Consider the following 19,105-nt stretch of genomic DNA (forward strand, 5'->3'; position numbering starts at 1 on the left):
AGATATATGAATTACAAAAAATATTTAGATACTCAGATTAAAAAAATAGAATCAAATCTTAACAGCAGAATAAACAACAATAATTTTGAGTTCTTTTATAACTGCATCAATGATTTTATTGAAAATGACAAAGAAGAATTCGTTGAAGCCTTTACTGAATTTGGAATGCAGTTTGAGAATAAATACCATATCTCAGGCATTCTTCAAAAAATATTTTATGTAAGATCAGAAACTAATATCGTTCAGTTTAGTAAACATTCTGATAGTGAAAATTTTAAAAAATTACTTGATGCTTATTATTGGCTTAACATGGCTTTTATAAAGGGATATAAGGAAAATCAAGAGTTAAAAGGAGAGTTTTTTCAGGATACGGTATTTGCTTCTTTCCTGGCATATTCTTTCTACCCGCAGGCACTAGAAGGGACATTAGATTATCTATATGCTGAATATAATGAATCTCTGAAAAATGAAAGCGAAAAGATAGCTCCTGAAAAAAGGAAGTACGATAAGTATTATGGTTATGCTGATGTATTTCAATTGTTACAGTCATTAATTTCTAATGATTATCATAATTCTTTTAAAGAAATGCTTAAGGTCTCAACGGATATATCCTATGAGTTTATCATTAATAACTATTTAAGTGAAGATCCCAATATTGTTAATGAAGTATTAGAAAAAATGGCTGTATTTCATATCAATAACAAAGGAGAATCCTACTTAGATACTTTTAACCATGATTGCTGGAAAATATTTCCACTGGAGATGATAAGCATTTTAATGGCTAGAAAAAGAAAGGGATTATCAAATGAGGGAATCAGTCATCCATTGATTTTGAATTTCCTGCCATTTATTTTCGAAGTAGAATCTCTTCCCAAAGATGAATTAACCAAAAAATTAGAGCATAAAATAGTCTGATTTTTTATTCCCAATAATACATTATATCAACATAATTAGAAAGAAAATACAGAAAATATCATACTGAAATAACAGATAAATTTAATCCAAATCCAATCCATATATGAAAAAAATATTCTCAGAACTTAAAGGTTTTGTGGTGTTTAGTCCACAGCTTTTAGCAAAATATCTGGAAGAAAATCATCTTACAGGTAATAATATTTTAAAATATTTTGTAGAAAACGAACATGGGGATGAAATAACAAAATCAGGAATTGCTATTCCAATCATAGGGGTAGAGGAAGACTATTATGCATTCCGGGTTTCTGTAAATGAAGAAAAAATTCTGAATGATGATGAAGTAGAGGTAGAGTCCAGAGGCTGGGTATTCCAGACGGCCAATAATGAAGTGAAAATTGTAGGAATTGGCTATTTAAAAGATATTACCACAATAAATGAAGAAAACAGTATTACTTTATCTTTAGAAAATGGGTGGTATTCTTTAAAAATTCGGGGAGGAAGTAAAAACGGAGACCGGTTATTCGAATTGCATATGGAAAAACAGGAGGCGTACCCGGCGTTTAGCGGAGATGTCACTACCGAATATTACTATGGATAAAAAATATTTTTAAAAAAATTATCCAGATAGAAATGTTTTTATTTCTGAATTCAAATGTCTGATGTTGAGATCATAATACCTGTGTTTTCTTTGATTGAGAACACCGCTATCCCTTTAAAACTCTAGAAAATTCGAATTTTATTGAAAAAATATTTTGTCAGTAATAAAAAACTTTCTATATTTGCACCACTGAAAACAACGGTACTACCGGAGTTAAAGGAGAGTTGGCAGAGTGGTCGATTGCGGCAGTCTTGAAAACTGTTGACTGTAACAGGTCCGGGGGTTCGAATCCCTCACTCTCCGCAAAGAAAACCTTAAATCAATTGATTTAAGGTTTTTTTATTTTTAGAGTATATTCAGACTTACATCAGTATAAATAAGAATGTACTATCTTAAAAATAAAAAGCCCTGCAATTCAAAATCACAGGGTTTATTTTTGAGAATAGAGTTTTCTTTAGCTTAGAATCTCACATGGTGCTATACAGATCACCCATGGGCATCTTTTGATTCCCGGAGGTGGGCAGCATGCTTCAGAACAGCTTACCGCTCCGCCATTAATACTCTTTAATTGGTCTCTTGAAATTTTTTTAGAATTTTTCATAGTCAAGTAATTGTATTAAACGTAAGATTAAGGCTGGTTTCCACCACCACATCCGTCGTAAGGCATACATTGCCACTTACCACCGATTAAACATAGCTGACCACCTCTGCAGTCAATTCCACCTTTAATTGTTTTCAATTCTTGTCTTTCGATTTTCTTTAAATTTTTCATAATAATTTTGAAGTTTAGTTCTATTCGAAATTAATCAAATTTTATCAACTATTGTAGAATTATTATAAAAATATTTATTTTTAATTGATTAATTGTATGATGTTTTGTATTTGTTTTGTGAAATTGCGTAAAAATATTTTGTGGAGAAGGTTTTGAGATTCAGTTGTTTTTAAATTCATCTTATTTCAATAAAATCTTGCCTTGTGACAAGTCTGGTTTCAGGATGACTTGGTAATTTTGATTAAAAGTTTAATCCACCAAATCTGATAATATTATGAAAAATTTATTCAAATTCTCTGCATTATTGGTCCTAACTGTTTTTCTTACAGTATCTAAGATATATGGACAAAAAATAAAACCTTCTGAAAGCGGCTATGCGCCTGCCAACGGAATCAAAGTGTATTATGAAGTTTATGGTAAAGGAAAGCCTATTGTGCTGCTACATGGTGCCTTTATGACCATTGATCTGAATTGGGGCGAGCTGATCCCGGAATTGTCTAAAAACAGAAAAGTAATAGCGATTGAATTACAGGGACACGGACATACCCCGTTTTCAGAACGGAAGTTATCCCATGCAACTTTAGCCAGTGATGTTACAAAGGTAATGGACTATCTGAAAATTGATAAAGCAGACGTTGCAGGATATAGTTTTGGAGGGGAAGTGGCTTATCAATTAGCGATACAAAGTCCGGAAAGGCTGAACAAACTGGTTATTATTTCGTCAACATATAAAACTAACGGCTGGCTGCCCGAAGTAAATAAAGCATTGGAAGGAATGAAACCCGACCTCTTTACAAACAGTCCTATGCATACTGCCTATAATGCTGTTGCGCCAGATAAAACAAAATGGACGCCATTTCTGGAGCAGATGATGGCTTCTGCCGGACAACCTTTTGATCTTGGTGATAGTAATATTTCTAAAATTCCCGTACCGGTTTTAATCATAGCTGGTGATAATGATGGACTGGATAAAACAGAACTCTCAAAAACCTATAAACTATTAGGTGGTGATGTTTTTGCAGACATGGGAGCTATGCCGAAATCTCAATTGGCTATTGCTCCGGGACAAACTCACGTGAGTCTCATGATGCAGACAGCAATGATTCTGAACTATCTGAATAATTTTTTAAAATAGTTTGAGTATGAATCCAAAATTTGAAGCAGGAATTAATATCGCTATAAAAATTCCCAAAAATAAATATGAAAAAACAGTTGCCTTTTACAGAGAAATTTTAAAATTAGAAGTGGAGGAAAGGCCAATTAATAACCCTACTGTTTCCAGAACTCACGAAGTAAAATTCGGGAATAATATTATTTGGCTGGATTGTGTCGACAATTATACCCATTCCGAAACCTGGTTACAACTCACCGTCCCTGACGTAGAAACGGCAACAGAATACTTACAGTTAAATGGTGTGGAAACCTGTGACGAGATTGAAGAACTTCCTGACAACATGCACTGGATTACTGATCCTGCTGGGACGGTGTTCAATTTGCAGCAAAAGAAGTAAAATCGGGAATTTTACAGATAAGGTTTCACCATAGAATTATATCACACAAATTGTGTAATTTTAATATCTTTAATCATCAAATTATTAAAATTTTAAAACATTCTCATGCAGACGAAACCATTCAATTTCATTGTAACTCTCTTTTTTCTGGCATTAAGTGTGACTGTATTTTCACAAAAAACAGCCGCTTTGAATTCTTTATTGGATAAAAATTCAGAATTTATCTTCCCACAGACACCCGATAAAATATCAAAAGCACTGAATGTAAAAACTGTTTTTTATGAAGATGCCAATGAAGAAAAATATGCAAAATGGCCAATGAAAACAGGGCTGGAGCTTTATTGCAGTTTGGGAAAAGATAATGCTGTCAATGAGATGTTTTTTGCAACTTCAGACAATAAATCTTTAGTGGTGGAAGGGCTTCCTTTTGGCCTTGTGCTGAATAAAAGTACATTACAGGATAGTAAAACCAAGTTCACTAAATACAATGCTAAAACACAAAAATTAGGAGCTGGCAGTGAATTTCCAGGGGGATCAAAACTGGTTTTTAAAAAAGGAAAACATTATGCAACATTGTTTTTTGACAGTAAAAACCTTTTGAAATCATTAGGCTTAACAACAGCGCTTATTGATCTGGCAGCCAATTAGTTGCTAAAAATTACCATTATATCACACCTGTCATTTTTTGATGGGTGTTTTTATTTACCGGATCAGGTATGAAAGAAGAAGGATATAAAAATACTCAATGATGAAAGTCCTTCATTCATTTCTTTATTTCCTTAGTTCATTGTTTTCTGATTGAATGGCAGACAGGGTTATCATAGCTTTGACCTGTCAAAACAAAAACGATTAACAAGATAACAGTATGAACAGAGAACTCATTTTTTTAAGAACATTTGCCTTTACAGTAGTCATTGGAATTGTATTTTTAACTGCTTCAGCCTTTAAGACATCCGGAAATCAGAAGTTTACTGAAATAGATGTGGAAAGAATCAATATCGTAGAAAAAGATGGTACGGTAAAGATGGTTATTACTAATGTGGGAAAATTTCCTACCGGAGAAGATAAAATAAACGGAAGGCCGACTAATAAAACAAGGAAAAAACGGTCCGGTATGCTCTTTTTCAATGAAGAAGGAATCGAATGCGGAGGTTTTATCTATGACGGACAGAAAAATCAGAATGGCCACAGTTCAGGGTTATCTCTAACTTACGACCAGTATGATGGTGATCAGGTCATGCAGCTTTTGACCCAGGATTATAAGAAAGGTGACAAAAGAGTAGTGTCCAGCGGGCTTTATTTCAATGACCGTCCCTCAAAAGAATCACAAATCAAAACAGGAGAAATCTTTGCGGAGCTGGATCAGATGAAAGATCCTGAAGCTGCACAGAAAAAATACAAAGAATATGAACAGCAGGGGCTTATTGGAGGAGCACCAAGAATGATGCTTGGGAAAACCAAAGATGAACATAACGGACTGTTTTTATTTGACAGCAAAGGAAAACCAAGAGCCAGATTCTGTGTAGATAAAAATAATGAAGCCAAACTTGATTTTTTAGATGATAACGGAAACGTTACCGCATCATTTCCTGAAAAGAAAAAATAATACTGTAAAAAAACAGCCCTGTAAAAATATAGGGCTATTTTTGTAAAAAAGTGATCCTTCATAAAACCGATGAAAACCCTTTTAAAAAAGATTAATCAAAACAGATACTTCCTGCTGTTTATCCTTTTGTTTGCCTATGTACAGTCTATTCATACCCGTATTGGCATAAGAAGAACACTGGATTGGTATATTTTCACTCCGGAAGCGGCTGTTGTTACACTCATCAGTTCCTGTATTCTGTTTTTTGTCATTGATTTTTTTATTAAAAACTGGCAGAAATCATCAACGTTCAGTATAGCTGAAGTCGTAAAAATATTCAGTTTTTCATTGCTAACCTATCTTTTGGTGATGAAAATAATAGGCTTTGCGATTGCCCTTATTTTTGGAAAAGTTGAGAAAAATTTTAATCAGGAAGTTGTTATTCTTTCTACTTTTTCAGATTTGATAGGAGGCTTTATCTATGGAAGTTTTTTTCTGGCGTACCGTTACTACAAAAAAAATACAGAATATCAGAAACAACTGGCTCTATATGATCATGCCCTGTCTGAAAGTAAAATTAATCAACTGAAAACCCAGCTTAATCCTCATTTTTTATTCAATAATCTCAATATTCTGGATCAGTTAATAGAAGAAGACAAACACAAGGCTTCAGATTTTCTGAATGAATTTGCAGAAATATACCGCTATGTTTTAGATGTTTCCGATAAAAAAATAGTGTCCATGGAAGAAGAACTGGTTTTTGCACAGAAATATTTTAACCTGATACAATACAAATACGGAAATGCTTATTCATTAACAATCAATTCTGTTAAATCATCAGGTTATATCATCCCTCTTTCATTACAATTGTTACTTGAGAATGCTGTTCAGCATAACCTTGGAACTGTTTCTAAACCTATCCGGATCACAATAAAAATAGACGAGACAATAACCGTTTCGAATAATGTAATCCCTAAACGGAACCGTAAAAAAACTTCAGGAAGAGCACTGAATAATCTCAAAGAGCAATACGTTTTATCAACTGATCAGCAGGTAGATATTTTAAAAACAGAAACTGTATTTTCAGTTACCATTCCCATAATTCCAGCATAAAATATGATAAAAGTAGTAATCATCGAAGACGAAATTCCTGCAAGAAACAAATTAAAACGTTTCATCAGCGAACTGGAAACTCCTGTTGAAATTGTTGCGGAAATTGATACCGTAGAACAGGCAATTGTTTTCTTAAAAAACTCATCTGTTGATCTGATCTTTTCCGATATTGAATTATTGGATGGAAATGCCTTTGAAATCTATGACCAGGTGCATATTTCATGTCCTGTTATTTTCACCACAGCGTATGATCAGTTCTGGATGAATGCCTTTGAAAGCAACGGAATTGAATATCTGCTAAAGCCTTTTTCACAGAACCGTTTCCAAAAAGCATGGGATAAATTTCTTTTATTAGGAAAAACTCATTCAGAACCGCAAGATGTTTTGACAAAACTTCAGGAAATGCTGAGCAGTAACCACACGCAGAAAAATTATAAGAAAAGATTCACCGTCAGTTCACACCAGGGGTTTTATTTTATCAACACGGAAGAGATCTCTTTCTTTGGAGCAGAAGAAGGAGTTGTTTTTGCTTTTGATACAGCAGGAAAAAAACATCTGTTGAATGAATCTACTTTAAAAGAAATTGAAATGCAGTTGAATCCTTCAGATTTTTTCAGGATCAACCGGAGTGAGCTTGTTCAGAAAAATCATATTGAAAGAATAGAGCGATACAATAAAAATACACTTTCTGTTCAGATAAAAGGGCAGAAAGATCATCTTATCACAAGCCAGAGCAATACTTCCACGTTCAGAAAATGGATTGAAGAATAAATGGGTTCTCCGGTTTTATACCGTTAAATAGTCAGCCCATGGTTATTTTTTACCTCAGCCATCACAAAAGTACTGTGCGTACTTCCTATGGAATCTACAGATCCAAGCTTATTGAATACAAAATCCTGATAATGCTTCATATCCCTTACCTGAACTTTCAGAAGGAAATCAAAATCTCCGGAAATATTGTAGCATTCGGCAACTTCTTCAATTTCCAGAATCTCTTTTACAAAATCATAACCTACAGATCTGTCGTGAATTTTGAGTTTGATCTGGCAGAAAACCGTAAACCCACGATTCAGTTTTTCAGCATCAAGAACAGCTGCATATCTTTTAACAAAACCATCCTGTTCCAGTCTTTTTACCCTTTCAAAAACAGGTGAGGTGGATAGGTTGATTTCTTTTGCAAGTTCCTTAACGGTCAGTTTAGCATTTTTCTGGAGCAGCCTGAGCAGCTGTACATCCTTGTCATCGAGTTGTTCCACAGAATATTATTCTTTTAAATGATTAAAACAGTCAAATGTACAGAATTATATTCTTCTATTTATATTTTATAAAGTTTAATTTGCTTAATTGTTTGATGTTTGTTGTGGTTTTGTTCTGTATTGTTAATTTTACACAAAATTAAAAACTTTTACTGATGGCCATAGTCAAAGGTAAAAGTACAGTTCTTTACAGATACTTCATCAAACAGGAAAGGTTTTACTTAAGGTAGATTAATAGGGAATCGTGTGCAAATCACGAGCTGTCGCGCAACTGTAAGTAACACACCAAAGGTTTCTGTCCTTGTAGATCCACTGCCAAAAGCGGGAAGGATGACGGAAACTGTTACAAGTCAGGAGACCTGCCTTTACTGAATTGACAATGCTTTCGCGGTCTGAAGCTTTGGGGTCATACAGATGATATATCGGATTTGAGTATTTTCTTTTGTAAAGGAAATTACGCTGTCTGCTATATCATGACTTTCCTGAATCTTCTTCTGCTAAAACATCACGAAGCCTTTTAAAGAACTTTCCCAATAAGTTTAATTAAAAAGTTTAAAAAAATGCAAACTCACATCCTTGGCTATCCGCGTATTGGTAGCAAAAGAGAACTTAAAAAAGCCTGCGAGCAGTATTGGTCAGGTAAAATCCTTTTGGAAGAACTTCTGAATACCGGAAGGACGATCTGCAACCAAAACTGGAATATTCAGAAAGAAGCAGGAATAGACCTTATCCCGTGTAATGATTTTTCATACTATGACCAGGTTTTGGATATGAGCCTTGTAGTAGGAGCAATTCCAACACGTTATCATGAAGTGGTGCTTAAAAAGAACAATACTGAGTTGGATCTTTATTTTGCGATGGCAAGAGGATATCAGAAAGACGGATTGGACATTACCGCAATGGAAATGACAAAATGGTTCGATACCAACTATCACTATATCGTTCCGGAATTTTATAAAAATCAACAGTTTAAACTGAGCTCAGATAAAATTTTCAATGAATTTGCAGGAGCAAAACAAGCTGGAATCAATGCAAAACCGGTGATTATCGGACTGGTTTCTTATCTGTTATTAGGAAAAGAAAAAGAAGAAGACTTCGATAAATTGGATCTGGCTGGAAATCTTCTTACTGTTTATACAGAGATTTTAACTAAACTTCAGGATCAGGGAGCAGAATGGATTCAGTTTGATGAACCTTTTCTGGCCTTGGATTTAACAGAAAAAGCCAAAGAAACGTATCTTTCTGTGTATGCCGAAATCAGAAAACGTTTCCCAAAACTGAAATTTATTGTAGCTACGTATTTTGACGGATTAAAAGATAACACATCACTTGCTGTTTCCCTTCCGGTGAATACATTGCATGTTGATCTGGTGAGAAATCCTGAACAACTTGATGAGGTTCTGAATGTTATTCCTGAAAGTTTAAGCCTTTCATTAGGAGTAATCGACGGTAGAAATATCTGGAAAAATGATTATGAGAAATCATTGTCATTCATCAGAAAAGCTGTTGAAAAATTAGGCTCTGAAAGAATTTTCATTGCACCATCATGTTCATTGCTTCATTCACCTTGTGACCTTGATTTTGAAACCAATCTTAATCCTGAAATTAAAAACTGGCTGGCTTTTGCTAAACAAAAAGTGACAGAAGTAGTAACCCTTAAAGAATTGGCATCCGGAACGGAAAATGAACAGATTCTTGAAGCATTCGAAGAAAATAAAAAAGCAATTGAAAGCAGAAGAACTTCTTCTCTTATCCATAATGATCAGGTAAAACAAAGAGCGAATGCCGTTACTGAAAAAGATGCTCAGAGAATAAATACCTTTAAAATCCGTAAAGAAGAACAGCAGGAAGTATTGCAGCTTCCTTTATTTCCAACCACCACCATCGGGTCATTCCCGCAAACCACAGAAGTAAGAAGCTGGAGAGCCAAATTCAAAAAAGGAGAGCTTACCGCAGAACAATATGACACCTTGTTGAAAGAAGAAACGCAGAGAACAATCCGCTGGCAGGAAGACATCGGAATTGATGTATTGGTTCACGGAGAATTTGAGCGCAATGACATGGTAGAATACTTCGGAGAACAGCTGGAAGGATTTGTATTCACTAAAAACGGTTGGGTACAAAGCTACGGAAGCCGTTGTGTGAAACCGCCTGTAATTTTTGGAGATGTTTCCCGCCCGACTCCGATGACTGTGTATTGGTCTGAATATGCACAATCCCAGACTGAAAAATGGGTAAAAGGAATGTTGACAGGTCCTGTTACGATTTTACAGTGGTCTTTTGTCCGTGATGATCAGCCTCGTTCAGAAACATGTAAGCAGATTGCTTTGGCGATTCGTGATGAAGTGGTGGATCTGGAAAAAGCAGGAATCAGAATTATTCAGATTGATGAACCTGCGATCAGAGAAGGACTTCCATTAAGAAAAACAGACTGGCAGAATTATCTGAAATGGGCTGTGGAAGCGTTCAGAATTTCAGCAAGTGGAGTAGAAGATGCCACTCAAATTCATACGCATATGTGTTATTCTGAGTTCAATGATATTATTGAAAACATTGCGGATATGGATGCTGACGTGATTACCATAGAATGTTCACGTTCTCAGATGGAACTGCTGAATGCTTTTGCAGATTTCAAATATCCGAATGAAATTGGTCCTGGAGTATACGATATTCACTCACCGAGAGTTCCGTCAAAAGAAGAAATGATTGAATTGTTGAGAAAGGCTCAGAATGTCATTCCTGCCCATCAGCTTTGGGTAAACCCTGACTGTGGACTGAAGACCAGACATTGGGAAGAAACTGAAAAAGCTTTAATCGCAATGGTTGCTGCTGCTAAAGAAGCTTCAGTAGAATATGCTGTTTAGAAAAATTTAAAATAATTAGATTCTATAATTCAGATCGTGTCATGAAAATCATGACGCGATCTGTTATTTTTAGTGGTTAAAATAATGGATATCCTATAATATTCTATTCATTTTTATATTCTATTTTTGCAGCTCGGCAAATTTTGACATATGATCTTTTAAATAGATGTTAAAAGCTGATCAAACTAATATACTATACATTAAAACCATGAAAGAAGCATTTCCTGAAATGAGATCGGAAACCTATAATCCTCAATACATTGCCGGAGTAAGGTGGAGTATTGTCATTCTTTTTGCTGCCATTGCTGTTGTTTTACTGAGATTTTTTATTGATGCTTTATCCGATCCTTCTACAGACACCGCTTCTGATATGATCTTTTTATTACTGTTTCTTATTGCAGGTTCACTGGCGGGTTGGCTGGTGTATGAAATGATGAGGAATCAGGATGAAAAAATCAGTGGTCTGCTTATCAATCATCAGGGAATTCTGTTCCTCAACAGGAATGATGAAGTACTGTCAGCAATCAAATATTATGATTTGGTAAAGAGTGATAATCCTTATACAAAAGATATATTTTCAGAATCCCGTGCTTCCGGAAAGTACAGCGATTTCAGAAAGAATCTGTATGTTCATGAAAAAGATGAAAACAGAAACCCTCAAAAGAAACTGATCAATCTGGATGTGATTCCACTTAAAAACCGATATGATCTTATCGGGCATTTTCTGAAAGGTGTGCATGTGTTTCGCCCGGATCTGAAAATCAATCCTGAAGTATACAAAGACTTTTATCTTGATGAAAAAACACTGCGTTACGCTCCGGAAAATCTTAAGAGCGATATGAAAGTGAAAATCATTACAATAGCAGTCGTTATTCTGGTGATTCTTGCTTTTAGGTATTTCTTTTTAGAGGAAATCTAAGTTATTTTGCCTGTAATGCACTTGGCGGATAGCCGAACTGTTTTTTAAAGGCAAAAGAGAAATGGGATAGATTTTCAAATCCAAGATCCAGATAAATATCAGAAACGGATCTCCCTTTTTGAGTAAGCAGAAAATGCGCTTCCTTTAATCTGCGAAGTTGCAGCCACTGTCTTGGCGGAACTCCGAATATTTTTTGAAAATCTCTTTTGAATGCAGACAGACTTCTCCCCGTTAAGTAAGCAAAACGCTCTATATTAACATTGAAATGAAAGTTTTTATTCATAAAACTTTCAATATCTATTTTATACGGCTCGGAAAAATCAAATAAAATATCCTTAAGCCCCGGATCATAATTCAACAGCAAGAGGAGAGCTTCTTTTTGTTTGAGTCGAAGAATTTCCTCAGAAGCAGGAAGATCTTCATAAGGCAATAATGAGTACATAAATGAATGCAATGCCTTTTGCTCCGGTTTTATATAGGCAGGAACATTGTCTTTCTTTTCTGCCTGATATCCATACTCACGGCTGAAATCATGAAGCATGGCATCATCAAAATAGATGGATATCGTTCTGATTTCTCCATTTTTAGGAGGATATTTTGCGAACTTCAATAAACTGTTTTTCCTTGCAGAATAGAGTTCTCCTTCTTTAAAAATTGTTTTTGTGATTCCGTCATTCAGTTCCATTTCCCCTGAAAGAACAAGACCCAGACTGTGAATCCGTGCAAATTGTTCTCCTTCCCTGAATTCTGAGAAATGGCAGGAGTAATTGATGGGAAAGGGAATGTTATTTTCGCTCATGGCTCAGATGGGTATTTCTTGATAGATTCTTATTCAAACTTACAAAACTTTTTAGGATGATAGAATCTTCACAGCAAAACAATCATAAGAATATTTTGCTGTGAAGAATATCAGATTAAACCAGAATTGCTTTGGGTTCCAGATAAGCTTCCAATCCGAATACACCAAACTCACGCCCGATACCACTTTGTTTGAAACCACCGAAAGGCGCATAAGGATCATGGGCAAACCCATTAATGCAGATTCTTCCGGCATCAATATGTGCAGCTACACGTTCTGCATGTTCCTGATTAGCAGAACTGATATAAGCGGCCAGACCATATGTGGTGTCATTGGCAATGGCAATGGCTTCTTCTTCATTAGCATAAGGAATAATAGACAGTACAGGCCCGAAAATTTCCTCCTGAGCAATACGCATATCATTACGAACATTGGTAAAGATGGTCGCTTTTACAAAATTACCATTTTCAAGACCTTGTGGTTTACCTTCACCACCTGCAAGCAGAACAGCTCCTTCTTCCTGTCCCAGACGGATATAACTTTGTACTCTTTCAAATTGTTTGGCACTTACCATTGGACCTACAAGTGTATCTTCTTCATTAGGATTTCCTACTTTTACCTGTTCTGCAGCTTTTTTAGCCAGTTCATTCACTTCTTCCAGTCTGTTTTGGGGAACAAGAAGTCGGGTGGGAGCAATGCATGCCTGTCCGTTGTTCATATAGGCCCCGAAAACAGCCATAGGAATTGCTTTTTCAAGATCAGCATCTTCCAGAATGATATTAGGAGACTTTCCTCCAAGTTCTAAGGTTACTCTTTTCATCGTATCTACAGCTCCTTTAGCAATTGCTTTTCCTGTTAATGTAGATCCGGTGAAAGATATTTTAGCAATATCAGGATGCTGTGTAATTTCATTTCCTACTACATTTCCTAACCCGTTGACAATATTGAATACTCCTTCAGGTAACCCTGCTTCATGAAAACATTCAGTAAGCAGTTGGGTTTGTGCTGCACTCATTTCACTTGGTTTGATGACGGCTGTACATCCGGCAGCAATGGCAGTAGCCAGTTTATTACAGATGAAGCTGTTGCTGGCATTCCAAGGAGTGATAATTCCTACTACACCTAAAGATTCAAAACGTACTTTAGAATGTCCTACTGTTCTTTCAAAATCATAAGATTCTAAAGTGTTGATGGTGGCTGTAAAGGCAGAGATTGCATTTTGAACACTCATTCTGCAGAATTGTAATGTTCCACCATATTCATTCACCATAGCAGAAACCAGTTCCTCTTCTCTTTTGCTTACGGCTGCGTGTAGTTTCTTAAGTAGATTGATTCGTTCTGCTTTTGTTGTTTTTGAAAATGTTTTAAAAGCTTTTTTCGCTGCTGCAATAGCCATTCGGGTGTCTTCTTCATTTCCCAGAATTACTTCTCCTGTTTTTTGATTGGTAACCGGATTGATAAGATCAAAAGTTTCTGTTCCTTTTGGCGTAACAAATTCGCCGTTGATGTAAATTTTATTAATCTGTCTCATTTTGATGATTTTAATACCACAAAGTTCGGCAGAAACGGAAAGGATAGGTTTGTTGTATAGCTCAATTTTTCTTTGTTGTACGGTCCATTTTAAAAGCTGTAAATTTTGTTTTTTTGAATTTACCTGTGAAAATGCTCTGTTCTTCAATAAAATTGACTACTTTTATCATAACCAAGTAAATAACTCGTTTTGAGAACCACTCTTAAACTTATTTTCGCTTAGTATCAGTCTCAGTAACCACAGGCTGATCGTTCTTTCGTTTGGGTAATTCTACCCGAACAGGTTTTTATTTCATCATATTATTTATCGTATTACCTGCTAAAGGTGACTTTATCTGCTGTTTTCGTTTTGAGTATTGATCAAAACTGAAATATACAGCAAGACATGGCTTAAGAAATAATCTTTGAGCTATAATCCGGATATAGGTAACCCTTGTAATGCGTGAATATTATGGAAAAAATCCAACAAAGAATATTAAGCACGATTATAAGTAATGAATACCCAACATATCTGGGAGGTAAAAGCGAAAAATACTCCCTTACTCAAAAAGAAATGCAATCAATGTAGCAGCGACAGATTTCAATGCAGCGATAAATTCAGACTGAATGCGCAGAAAAAGAATATTGATATATGGCTGATTTACCGATGTGTAAAATGTAACAACACCTATAATATGACGGTGTTTTCAAGAATCAGAACAGAATCTATCAGTAGAGAAATATTCAACAAATTTTCAGAAAACAATACGGAATTGGCCTGGCAATATGCCTTTTCACAGGAAATAATAAGAAAAAATAATGTAGAGGCCGATTGGGAAAGTGTAGAATATGAAATTCTGTATCCCAATCTTCCGGTAGAAAATCTGATCCATATGGAGAGCGAGATAGTTTCTTTTCAAATACAGTCTCTTTTTAATTTTAATATGAGAGTTTCAACAGTACTCAGAACCTGTTTAGGCCTTTCATCATCTAAACTGAACTTCCTGCTTGATTCAGAGGCAGTTTATTTTAATCAAAAACCGCTGCAGAAGAAATATAAAATTACCAACGGCGATCGTATCGAGATCAACAGGCATGCATTGATTAATACATACCTTATGGGAAAAGAAGATTTTTTTCTCAATACGGCAGATAATCAATAATTAAAAAAGCCTCCCGGTTATTGATAGGAAGGCTTTTTATTTACGTTCTACTTTGGTTGTTGTAAAAGGTGAATATGTTTCTGCAAAGTCTGCTTTTCCTGTTTTGATTTTGTCAGACGAATGGCTTCTTCATAATGATGAATAGCCTTATCAATATGAAGTCCGGAATATAAATATCCGAGTAAACCATGATAATACCCGTTGCTGATGAGGTTGAGTTTTTCTGCTTCAACAAGTGCTTTCTCATTTCCATAGACTTTGGAAAAAGCAAAAGTTCTGTTTAAAGCAGTAACAGGAGAATATTCAATAATGATAAGCTGATTGTACAGGGTTAAAATATGTTGCCATTTATCTGGGCTGGCAGTTGTAGTATGCCAATAAGCAATTCCTGCTTCAAGATGGTATTTTGAAACTTCATTGCTGTGAGTTTGGCAGGCTTCTATCAGATAATAGTTACCTTTTTCAATCAAAGCCTGATCCCATAAAGCTTCGTCCTGTTCATCAAAAAGAATAGCTTCTCCTTCACCATTGATTCTGGCTTCCAGTCTTGAACTCTGAAAGCACATCAAAGCGAGCAAAGCATTGGCTTTAGGAATGTTGGTAAGTGGGTTGTCAGTAAGAATCAGGGCAAGTCTTATTGCCTCCAGACAAAGGTCTTTCCGGATTAAAAGATTATTGGTTCTGGAAAAATACCCTTCATTGAACAGCAAATATAAAGTAGTCAGTACGGTTTCCAAGCGTTGATGAATATCATTTTCGCTTAAAGAATCTATTGTAAAATGATGTGTTCTGAGAGCTTGCCGTCCCCGTTGTAATCGTTTTTTTATGGTTTCTGTTTTGGAGAGAAAAGCATTGGCAATTTCTTCTATGCTGAAACCACAGAGGATCTGCAATGCCAGAGATATTTGGGTTTCCTGGGAATTGATTGGATTACAGATCGAAAAAATCATTTCCAACTGACTGTCAGAGATATTTTTGGTATCAAAGTCTATTGCCGGAAACTCCTTTTCAGTTGTTTTTACATCTTCCTGTTTGTTTTTTTCAATCACGGAAAGATGTTTGAAATAATCTTTCGTTTTATTCTTTGCTACGGTGTAAAGCCAAGCTGCGGGATTGTCTGGAAGCCCATTGATTGGCCAATGCTCAGAAGCTTTCAGAAAGGTGTCGCTGGCAATATCTTCTGCAATTTCGATATGTTTTATATCAAAGGTCTTGCAAAGCACTGCAACTATTTTGCTGTACTCAGTTCTGAATAAATGCGGGGTTATTTCATTGGGATTGGCCATGGCTTATGAAAAAGCTGTATCAAATTCTGATGTTAATATTACAGTTTACTAATCTCTCTCACTTCTACACTTCCACCCAATAGCAGAATAGGGCATTCTTTACACAAAGCTGTGGCTTTTTCAAGAGATTCTGCATTGATAATGGTATAGCCCATGATGGATTCTTTAATCTCAGCATACGGACCATCGGAAATTACTCCATCTGATTGTAGTACTTGTCCGGTGCTTTCTAAACGGTTTCCCTTGTCAGCCAGTTTATTCTGAGCAGCGATTCCCGCTATCCAGTTCATCCATTTTTGTGTATTAGCCTGCATCTGTTCCGGTGATGTCTTGGGCATAGACTTGTAGTCTGCACGAAAGACTAATAAGAATTCTTTCATTGTTTTTAATTTTTTGATTCATATACATGACGACCGATTTTTTATAACGAGGACATTCTCAAAAAAATAATATCAGAATAATTCAGTTGAATGTAAAAATAAAAAAATAAACCAGAATCCTGAGACTCTGATTTATCAATAGTGAATAGAAAATTTCTGAGTATTTTAATCCCATTTATTTTGGGTAGAAACTGCATATTTTCCTGCTCCGGTAAAGAAAAAGCTTAAACTTACAAGCATATAGATTACAAGAAGTTCCAAAGCCCAGCCTCCGAATTCATTAAGTTTGAAAATATTGGCTGTTTGTGCCAGAATGGTAGCCGTGAAGCAATTGCCCGCAAAGATCAACCCTGCAAGACGAGCCCTGAATCCTATGATTAGCAGTACAGGAGCTATAATTTCTCCGGCAAACACACCATAGGCAAAGAATGATGGTAAGCCATGCATGGTCATCATATCTTCAATAAACCCAACTCCGTGGATCAGTTTACTGATTCCATAAACCGACATAGGAAATGCGATTGCTATTCTGGTGATAAGTAGTCCTAAATCAATGTTCTTTTTCATATCTTATAATTATTTAAAAGTTATATTTTACAAATGCCCCGATATTTTCCAGGGTCTTTTTGGCATTATTAAACTGGTCGAAATTGGAAGCCAGTCCGTACATCATTTTATCCTGTTTTACGCCCAGTCTGATAAACTGCAACCCTCTGGGATATCCGCTGTCATCAATATTCCCAATAGCGAGTACACTGAAATATCCTTTGAAATTTTCTGTCAGATAAGGGGTGTACTCAAATGATATAGATTGTTCCAGGGAAAATCCTTTCTGATACGTAGTTCCTATAGAATAGGAGAGAGAATAGGAGGGTTGGATAATCTTATACTGCAGGTAAGCACTGAAAAATGCTCCCGGGTTTTTCATTCCAAATGCAGCATTGGCACTCAATCTTTTGGTAAGATTATACGAGAGGGTATTTCTGATGAAGAATATATTTTCCTTGTCTTTGGTATATTCCGTATCAAATAGGGTAAGATTGTTCAATTTCAACCGTTCATTCAGCTGATAATTGATATTGTGCATATAAGTATAGGAGCGATGTCCTAAAACAAGATCAGGGGTATAGGAAAGTTTCTGTGCATTCAGATTCAGGGAAGCTGATACCAGAGCTGTTATAGCGATAATTTTTGCCTTCATATTTCACTCATTAAATTTCTGAGAGCAAAATTATTCGGGCTGGAGGGGAATAAACTTAAGAAATCTTAAGAAACGTCAGACAGGTGTTTTTTTCTCAGATAACTCAGATATTCTACCGTTATTCCAAGGTAGGAAGCGATCATGTATTGAGGGAAACGCTGCTCGATATTACGATAGGTAGTAACAAATGTTCTGTATTTGGTGTAGGCATCAACGCGGGAGTGTTCAAACGTTCTTTCCTGTAAAGTAACATAGGCAGACTGCATTTTCAGGCGCCAGAATTCTGAGATAGCCGGAACTTCTTTGTACAGTAATTCCAGATTACTTTTACTGATCTGGATGATGATCGTATCTTCATTGGCCTGAATAAACATTCTTGAAGGCAGCTCACTCAGATAGCTGTAAAGATCATTTACCCACCAGTTTTCAATGCCTAGCTGGGTGGTATTCTCTTTTCCTTTTTCGTCAATGTGATACGCATACAGACTTCCCTGCGCAATGAAACGCATATGTCTGGATACCTGCCCTTCACGAAGCAGATAATCTTTCTTTTTAAGCTGTGTGATTTCTAATTTGGACAGGATACAGTGAATATCTTTCTCTTCTAAAGAGACAATTTCCTTAAAGTGTTCTATGAGTTGCGAAAGTATTATATCTGTATCCATTTTGAAGTCTTGTACTGATAGTGTACGGGGACAAATTTACGTAAATATTAAATTATCAGGACTTACTTACATGAAGCTATTATACATAAGAAGACCACAATTTACGGGCTAAATTGTGGTCTTCCTCAACTAAGAACTATTTAACTACGATTCTGTTTTCAAATAACCATAATGTAAAACAGTTTCCTTTCCGAATAAGCTTGAGAAAATATTCTGAAACTCATGGATGTATTTACATTTTATAGCGTTCCCGTATATTTTTAGTCCTTCCAGTATTTTTCTGGAACTCAGGTCTATATCGTATTTTATAAAGGGTTCCGGCCTTTCATATCGGATGCTCTGTTCAGAACTGTATGTTCTTGAGAATCCAAGCTTTTCAAGCCATTCTTCAGTAATCTTAATAGGTTTGATGGAGGCTGCCGGAACTGAAATACTCTGAATATCATTTTCAATTTTAACAAAATAAGCCTGCTCAACATTGTGAAAGATCTCAGTGATCGTATAAATCTGATTTTTATATTCTACCAAGTTCTTGATTTTTAGATCTGCTACGTTCATAATATTTTGAA

The 19,105-nt window shown here is 35.7% G+C and carries 22 protein-coding genes, 1 tRNA gene and 1 riboswitch; of the genes, 12 read left to right on the forward strand and 11 right to left on the reverse strand.

The features are described 5' to 3' along the window. Positions 1-6: 6 nt before the first annotated feature. The 3 genes from ACKTTZ_RS18415 (at position 7) to ACKTTZ_RS18425 (ending at position 1,816) form a co-directional block, all read left to right on the forward strand. The gene (locus tag ACKTTZ_RS18415; RefSeq protein ID WP_407846300.1) at positions 7-915 is read left to right on the forward strand and encodes a hypothetical protein; all 909 of its coding nucleotides are present in this window, start codon (positions 7-9) and stop codon (positions 913-915) included. A gap of 103 nt (positions 916-1,018) precedes the next feature. Beyond that, the gene (locus ACKTTZ_RS18420; protein ID WP_407846301.1) at positions 1,019-1,513 is read left to right on the forward strand and encodes a hypothetical protein; all 495 of its coding nucleotides are present in this window, start codon (positions 1,019-1,021) and stop codon (positions 1,511-1,513) included. A 218-nt stretch (positions 1,514-1,731) separates the two neighbouring features. Next, positions 1,732-1,816: transfer RNA gene (locus tag ACKTTZ_RS18425), tRNA-Ser, on the forward strand. 151 nt (positions 1,817-1,967) lie between these two features. On the opposite strand, the gene ACKTTZ_RS18430 is transcribed toward ACKTTZ_RS18425, so the two are convergent. Together ACKTTZ_RS18430 and ACKTTZ_RS18435 are read right to left on the reverse strand one after the other, a co-directional pair. After that, positions 1,968-2,114, reverse strand: coding sequence for a bacteriocin-like protein (locus ACKTTZ_RS18430; protein WP_165835290.1), 147 nt, complete (start codon positions 2,112-2,114; stop codon positions 1,968-1,970). Between the two features lie 27 nt (positions 2,115-2,141). Further along, the gene (locus tag ACKTTZ_RS18435; RefSeq protein WP_002980068.1) at positions 2,142-2,285 is read right to left on the reverse strand and encodes a bacteriocin-like protein; all 144 of its coding nucleotides are present in this window, start codon (positions 2,283-2,285) and stop codon (positions 2,142-2,144) included. Positions 2,286-2,559: 274 nt separating this feature from the next. Between ACKTTZ_RS18435 and ACKTTZ_RS18440 the strand changes: the two genes are divergently transcribed. From ACKTTZ_RS18440 to ACKTTZ_RS18465, 6 genes are all read left to right on the forward strand, one after another. Further along, on the forward strand, positions 2,560-3,420 hold the full coding sequence (locus tag ACKTTZ_RS18440; protein ID WP_167595387.1) for an alpha/beta fold hydrolase: 861 nt from the start codon (positions 2,560-2,562) through the stop codon (positions 3,418-3,420). A gap of 7 nt (positions 3,421-3,427) precedes the next feature. Then, positions 3,428-3,796 (forward strand): VOC family protein, encoded by a 369-nt coding sequence (locus ACKTTZ_RS18445; protein WP_034698608.1) that lies wholly within the window; start codon positions 3,428-3,430, stop codon positions 3,794-3,796. A 105-nt stretch (positions 3,797-3,901) separates the two neighbouring features. After that, a complete protein-coding gene (locus ACKTTZ_RS18450) occupies positions 3,902-4,444 on the forward strand; it encodes a hypothetical protein (RefSeq protein WP_407846302.1) in 543 nt (180 codons plus the stop codon). A gap of 217 nt (positions 4,445-4,661) precedes the next feature. Beyond that, on the forward strand, positions 4,662-5,402 hold the full coding sequence (locus tag ACKTTZ_RS18455; protein WP_407846303.1) for a hypothetical protein: 741 nt from the start codon (positions 4,662-4,664) through the stop codon (positions 5,400-5,402). A gap of 69 nt (positions 5,403-5,471) precedes the next feature. Next, positions 5,472-6,494: a sensor histidine kinase gene (locus ACKTTZ_RS18460; RefSeq protein WP_407846304.1), complete on the forward strand. Its 1,023-nt coding sequence runs from the start codon at positions 5,472-5,474 to the stop codon at positions 6,492-6,494. Positions 6,495-6,497: 3 nt separating this feature from the next. Next, entirely contained in the window at positions 6,498-7,265 is a 768-nt protein-coding gene (locus tag ACKTTZ_RS18465) for a LytR/AlgR family response regulator transcription factor (protein WP_407846305.1), read from the forward strand. Between the two features lie 23 nt (positions 7,266-7,288). Here ACKTTZ_RS18465 and ACKTTZ_RS18470 read toward each other — a convergent pair whose 3' ends face one another. Continuing rightward, positions 7,289-7,750 carry an Lrp/AsnC family transcriptional regulator gene (locus ACKTTZ_RS18470; RefSeq protein ID WP_034698598.1) on the reverse strand — a complete coding sequence of 154 codons (462 nt, stop codon included), beginning with the start codon at positions 7,748-7,750 and terminating at the stop codon, positions 7,289-7,291. Positions 7,751-7,945: 195 nt separating this feature from the next. Beyond that, positions 7,946-8,132, forward strand: a riboswitch (cobalamin riboswitch). A gap of 178 nt (positions 8,133-8,310) precedes the next feature. Here ACKTTZ_RS18470 and metE point away from each other — a divergent pair. Beyond that, the gene (gene metE, locus ACKTTZ_RS18475; protein ID WP_407846306.1) at positions 8,311-10,614 is read left to right on the forward strand and encodes a 5-methyltetrahydropteroyltriglutamate--homocysteine S-methyltransferase; all 2,304 of its coding nucleotides are present in this window, start codon (positions 8,311-8,313) and stop codon (positions 10,612-10,614) included. A 208-nt stretch (positions 10,615-10,822) separates the two neighbouring features. Then, positions 10,823-11,533: a hypothetical protein gene (locus ACKTTZ_RS18480; protein ID WP_407846307.1), complete on the forward strand. Its 711-nt coding sequence runs from the start codon at positions 10,823-10,825 to the stop codon at positions 11,531-11,533. Between the two features lies 1 nt (position 11,534). Here the strand turns inward: ACKTTZ_RS18480 and ACKTTZ_RS18485 are convergent, their stop codons facing one another. Together ACKTTZ_RS18485 and ACKTTZ_RS18490 are read right to left on the reverse strand one after the other, a co-directional pair. Continuing rightward, entirely contained in the window at positions 11,535-12,332 is a 798-nt protein-coding gene (locus ACKTTZ_RS18485; protein WP_253316684.1) for an AraC family transcriptional regulator, read from the reverse strand. A 115-nt stretch (positions 12,333-12,447) separates the two neighbouring features. Next, complete coding sequence (locus ACKTTZ_RS18490; RefSeq protein WP_407846308.1) at positions 12,448-14,010, reverse strand: aldehyde dehydrogenase family protein; 1,563 nt, start codon at positions 14,008-14,010, stop codon at positions 12,448-12,450. 346 nt (positions 14,011-14,356) lie between these two features. Here ACKTTZ_RS18490 and ACKTTZ_RS18495 point away from each other — a divergent pair, with 346 nt between their 5' ends. Then, positions 14,357-15,004, forward strand: coding sequence for a DUF1062 domain-containing protein (locus ACKTTZ_RS18495; RefSeq protein WP_407846309.1), 648 nt, complete (start codon positions 14,357-14,359; stop codon positions 15,002-15,004). Between the two features lie 47 nt (positions 15,005-15,051). Here the strand turns inward: ACKTTZ_RS18495 and ACKTTZ_RS18500 are convergent, their stop codons facing one another. The 6 genes from ACKTTZ_RS18500 to ACKTTZ_RS18525 all read right to left on the reverse strand — a co-directional run bounded on the left by ACKTTZ_RS18500 (position 15,052) and on the right by ACKTTZ_RS18525 (position 19,094). After that, on the reverse strand, positions 15,052-16,290 hold the full coding sequence (locus ACKTTZ_RS18500; protein ID WP_407846310.1) for an RNA polymerase sigma factor: 1,239 nt from the start codon (positions 16,288-16,290) through the stop codon (positions 15,052-15,054). A 38-nt stretch (positions 16,291-16,328) separates the two neighbouring features. After that, positions 16,329-16,670 (reverse strand): YciI family protein, encoded by a 342-nt coding sequence (locus tag ACKTTZ_RS18505; protein ID WP_253316680.1) that lies wholly within the window; start codon positions 16,668-16,670, stop codon positions 16,329-16,331. A 165-nt stretch (positions 16,671-16,835) separates the two neighbouring features. After that, positions 16,836-17,237, reverse strand: a complete 402-nt coding sequence (locus ACKTTZ_RS18510) for a DoxX family protein (RefSeq protein WP_034698583.1) — start codon at positions 17,235-17,237, stop codon at positions 16,836-16,838. A gap of 13 nt (positions 17,238-17,250) precedes the next feature. Further along, complete coding sequence (locus ACKTTZ_RS18515) at positions 17,251-17,871, reverse strand: hypothetical protein (protein WP_407846311.1); 621 nt, start codon at positions 17,869-17,871, stop codon at positions 17,251-17,253. A gap of 65 nt (positions 17,872-17,936) precedes the next feature. Beyond that, positions 17,937-18,536, reverse strand: a complete 600-nt coding sequence (locus ACKTTZ_RS18520) for a Crp/Fnr family transcriptional regulator (RefSeq protein WP_034698581.1) — start codon at positions 18,534-18,536, stop codon at positions 17,937-17,939. Between the two features lie 144 nt (positions 18,537-18,680). Beyond that, positions 18,681-19,094 carry a hypothetical protein gene (locus ACKTTZ_RS18525; protein WP_407846312.1) on the reverse strand — a complete coding sequence of 138 codons (414 nt, stop codon included), beginning with the start codon at positions 19,092-19,094 and terminating at the stop codon, positions 18,681-18,683. Positions 19,095-19,105: the final 11 nt, after the last annotated feature.

Origin of the sequence: Chryseobacterium sp. KCF3-3 (genome assembly GCF_045865955.1) — a bacterium.
GTDB lineage: Bacteria > Bacteroidota > Bacteroidia > Flavobacteriales > Weeksellaceae > Chryseobacterium.

What these genes read in the sequence shown, in the direction of transcription:
- ACKTTZ_RS18495 (WP_407846309.1), top strand. Translation starts at nt 14,357, where the DNA reads ATGAATACCCAACATATCTGGGAGGTAAAAGCGAAAAATACTCCCTTA.
- ACKTTZ_RS18500 (WP_407846310.1), bottom strand. Translation starts at nt 16,290, where the DNA reads ATGGCCAATCCCAATGAAATAACCCCGCATTTATTCAGAACTGAGTAC.
- metE (WP_407846306.1), top strand. Translation starts at nt 8,311, where the DNA reads ATGCAAACTCACATCCTTGGCTATCCGCGTATTGGTAGCAAAAGAGAA.
- ACKTTZ_RS18440 (WP_167595387.1), top strand. Translation starts at nt 2,560, where the DNA reads ATGAAAAATTTATTCAAATTCTCTGCATTATTGGTCCTAACTGTTTTT.
- ACKTTZ_RS18465 (WP_407846305.1), top strand. Translation starts at nt 6,498, where the DNA reads ATGATAAAAGTAGTAATCATCGAAGACGAAATTCCTGCAAGAAACAAA.
- ACKTTZ_RS18520 (WP_034698581.1), bottom strand. Translation starts at nt 18,536, where the DNA reads ATGGATACAGATATAATACTTTCGCAACTCATAGAACACTTTAAGGAA.
- ACKTTZ_RS18430 (WP_165835290.1), bottom strand. Translation starts at nt 2,114, where the DNA reads ATGAAAAATTCTAAAAAAATTTCAAGAGACCAATTAAAGAGTATTAAT.
- ACKTTZ_RS18455 (WP_407846303.1), top strand. Translation starts at nt 4,662, where the DNA reads ATGAACAGAGAACTCATTTTTTTAAGAACATTTGCCTTTACAGTAGTC.
- ACKTTZ_RS18480 (WP_407846307.1), top strand. Translation starts at nt 10,823, where the DNA reads ATGAAAGAAGCATTTCCTGAAATGAGATCGGAAACCTATAATCCTCAA.
- ACKTTZ_RS18445 (WP_034698608.1), top strand. Translation starts at nt 3,428, where the DNA reads ATGAATCCAAAATTTGAAGCAGGAATTAATATCGCTATAAAAATTCCC.
- ACKTTZ_RS18525 (WP_407846312.1), bottom strand. Translation starts at nt 19,094, where the DNA reads ATGAACGTAGCAGATCTAAAAATCAAGAACTTGGTAGAATATAAAAAT.
- ACKTTZ_RS18450 (WP_407846302.1), top strand. Translation starts at nt 3,902, where the DNA reads ATGCAGACGAAACCATTCAATTTCATTGTAACTCTCTTTTTTCTGGCA.
- ACKTTZ_RS18505 (WP_253316680.1), bottom strand. Translation starts at nt 16,670, where the DNA reads ATGAAAGAATTCTTATTAGTCTTTCGTGCAGACTACAAGTCTATGCCC.
- ACKTTZ_RS18435 (WP_002980068.1), bottom strand. Translation starts at nt 2,285, where the DNA reads ATGAAAAATTTAAAGAAAATCGAAAGACAAGAATTGAAAACAATTAAA.
- ACKTTZ_RS18415 (WP_407846300.1), top strand. Translation starts at nt 7, where the DNA reads ATGAATTACAAAAAATATTTAGATACTCAGATTAAAAAAATAGAATCA.
- ACKTTZ_RS18460 (WP_407846304.1), top strand. Translation starts at nt 5,472, where the DNA reads ATGAAAACCCTTTTAAAAAAGATTAATCAAAACAGATACTTCCTGCTG.
- ACKTTZ_RS18420 (WP_407846301.1), top strand. Translation starts at nt 1,019, where the DNA reads ATGAAAAAAATATTCTCAGAACTTAAAGGTTTTGTGGTGTTTAGTCCA.
- ACKTTZ_RS18510 (WP_034698583.1), bottom strand. Translation starts at nt 17,237, where the DNA reads ATGAAAAAGAACATTGATTTAGGACTACTTATCACCAGAATAGCAATC.
- ACKTTZ_RS18485 (WP_253316684.1), bottom strand. Translation starts at nt 12,332, where the DNA reads ATGAGCGAAAATAACATTCCCTTTCCCATCAATTACTCCTGCCATTTC.
- ACKTTZ_RS18515 (WP_407846311.1), bottom strand. Translation starts at nt 17,871, where the DNA reads ATGAAGGCAAAAATTATCGCTATAACAGCTCTGGTATCAGCTTCCCTG.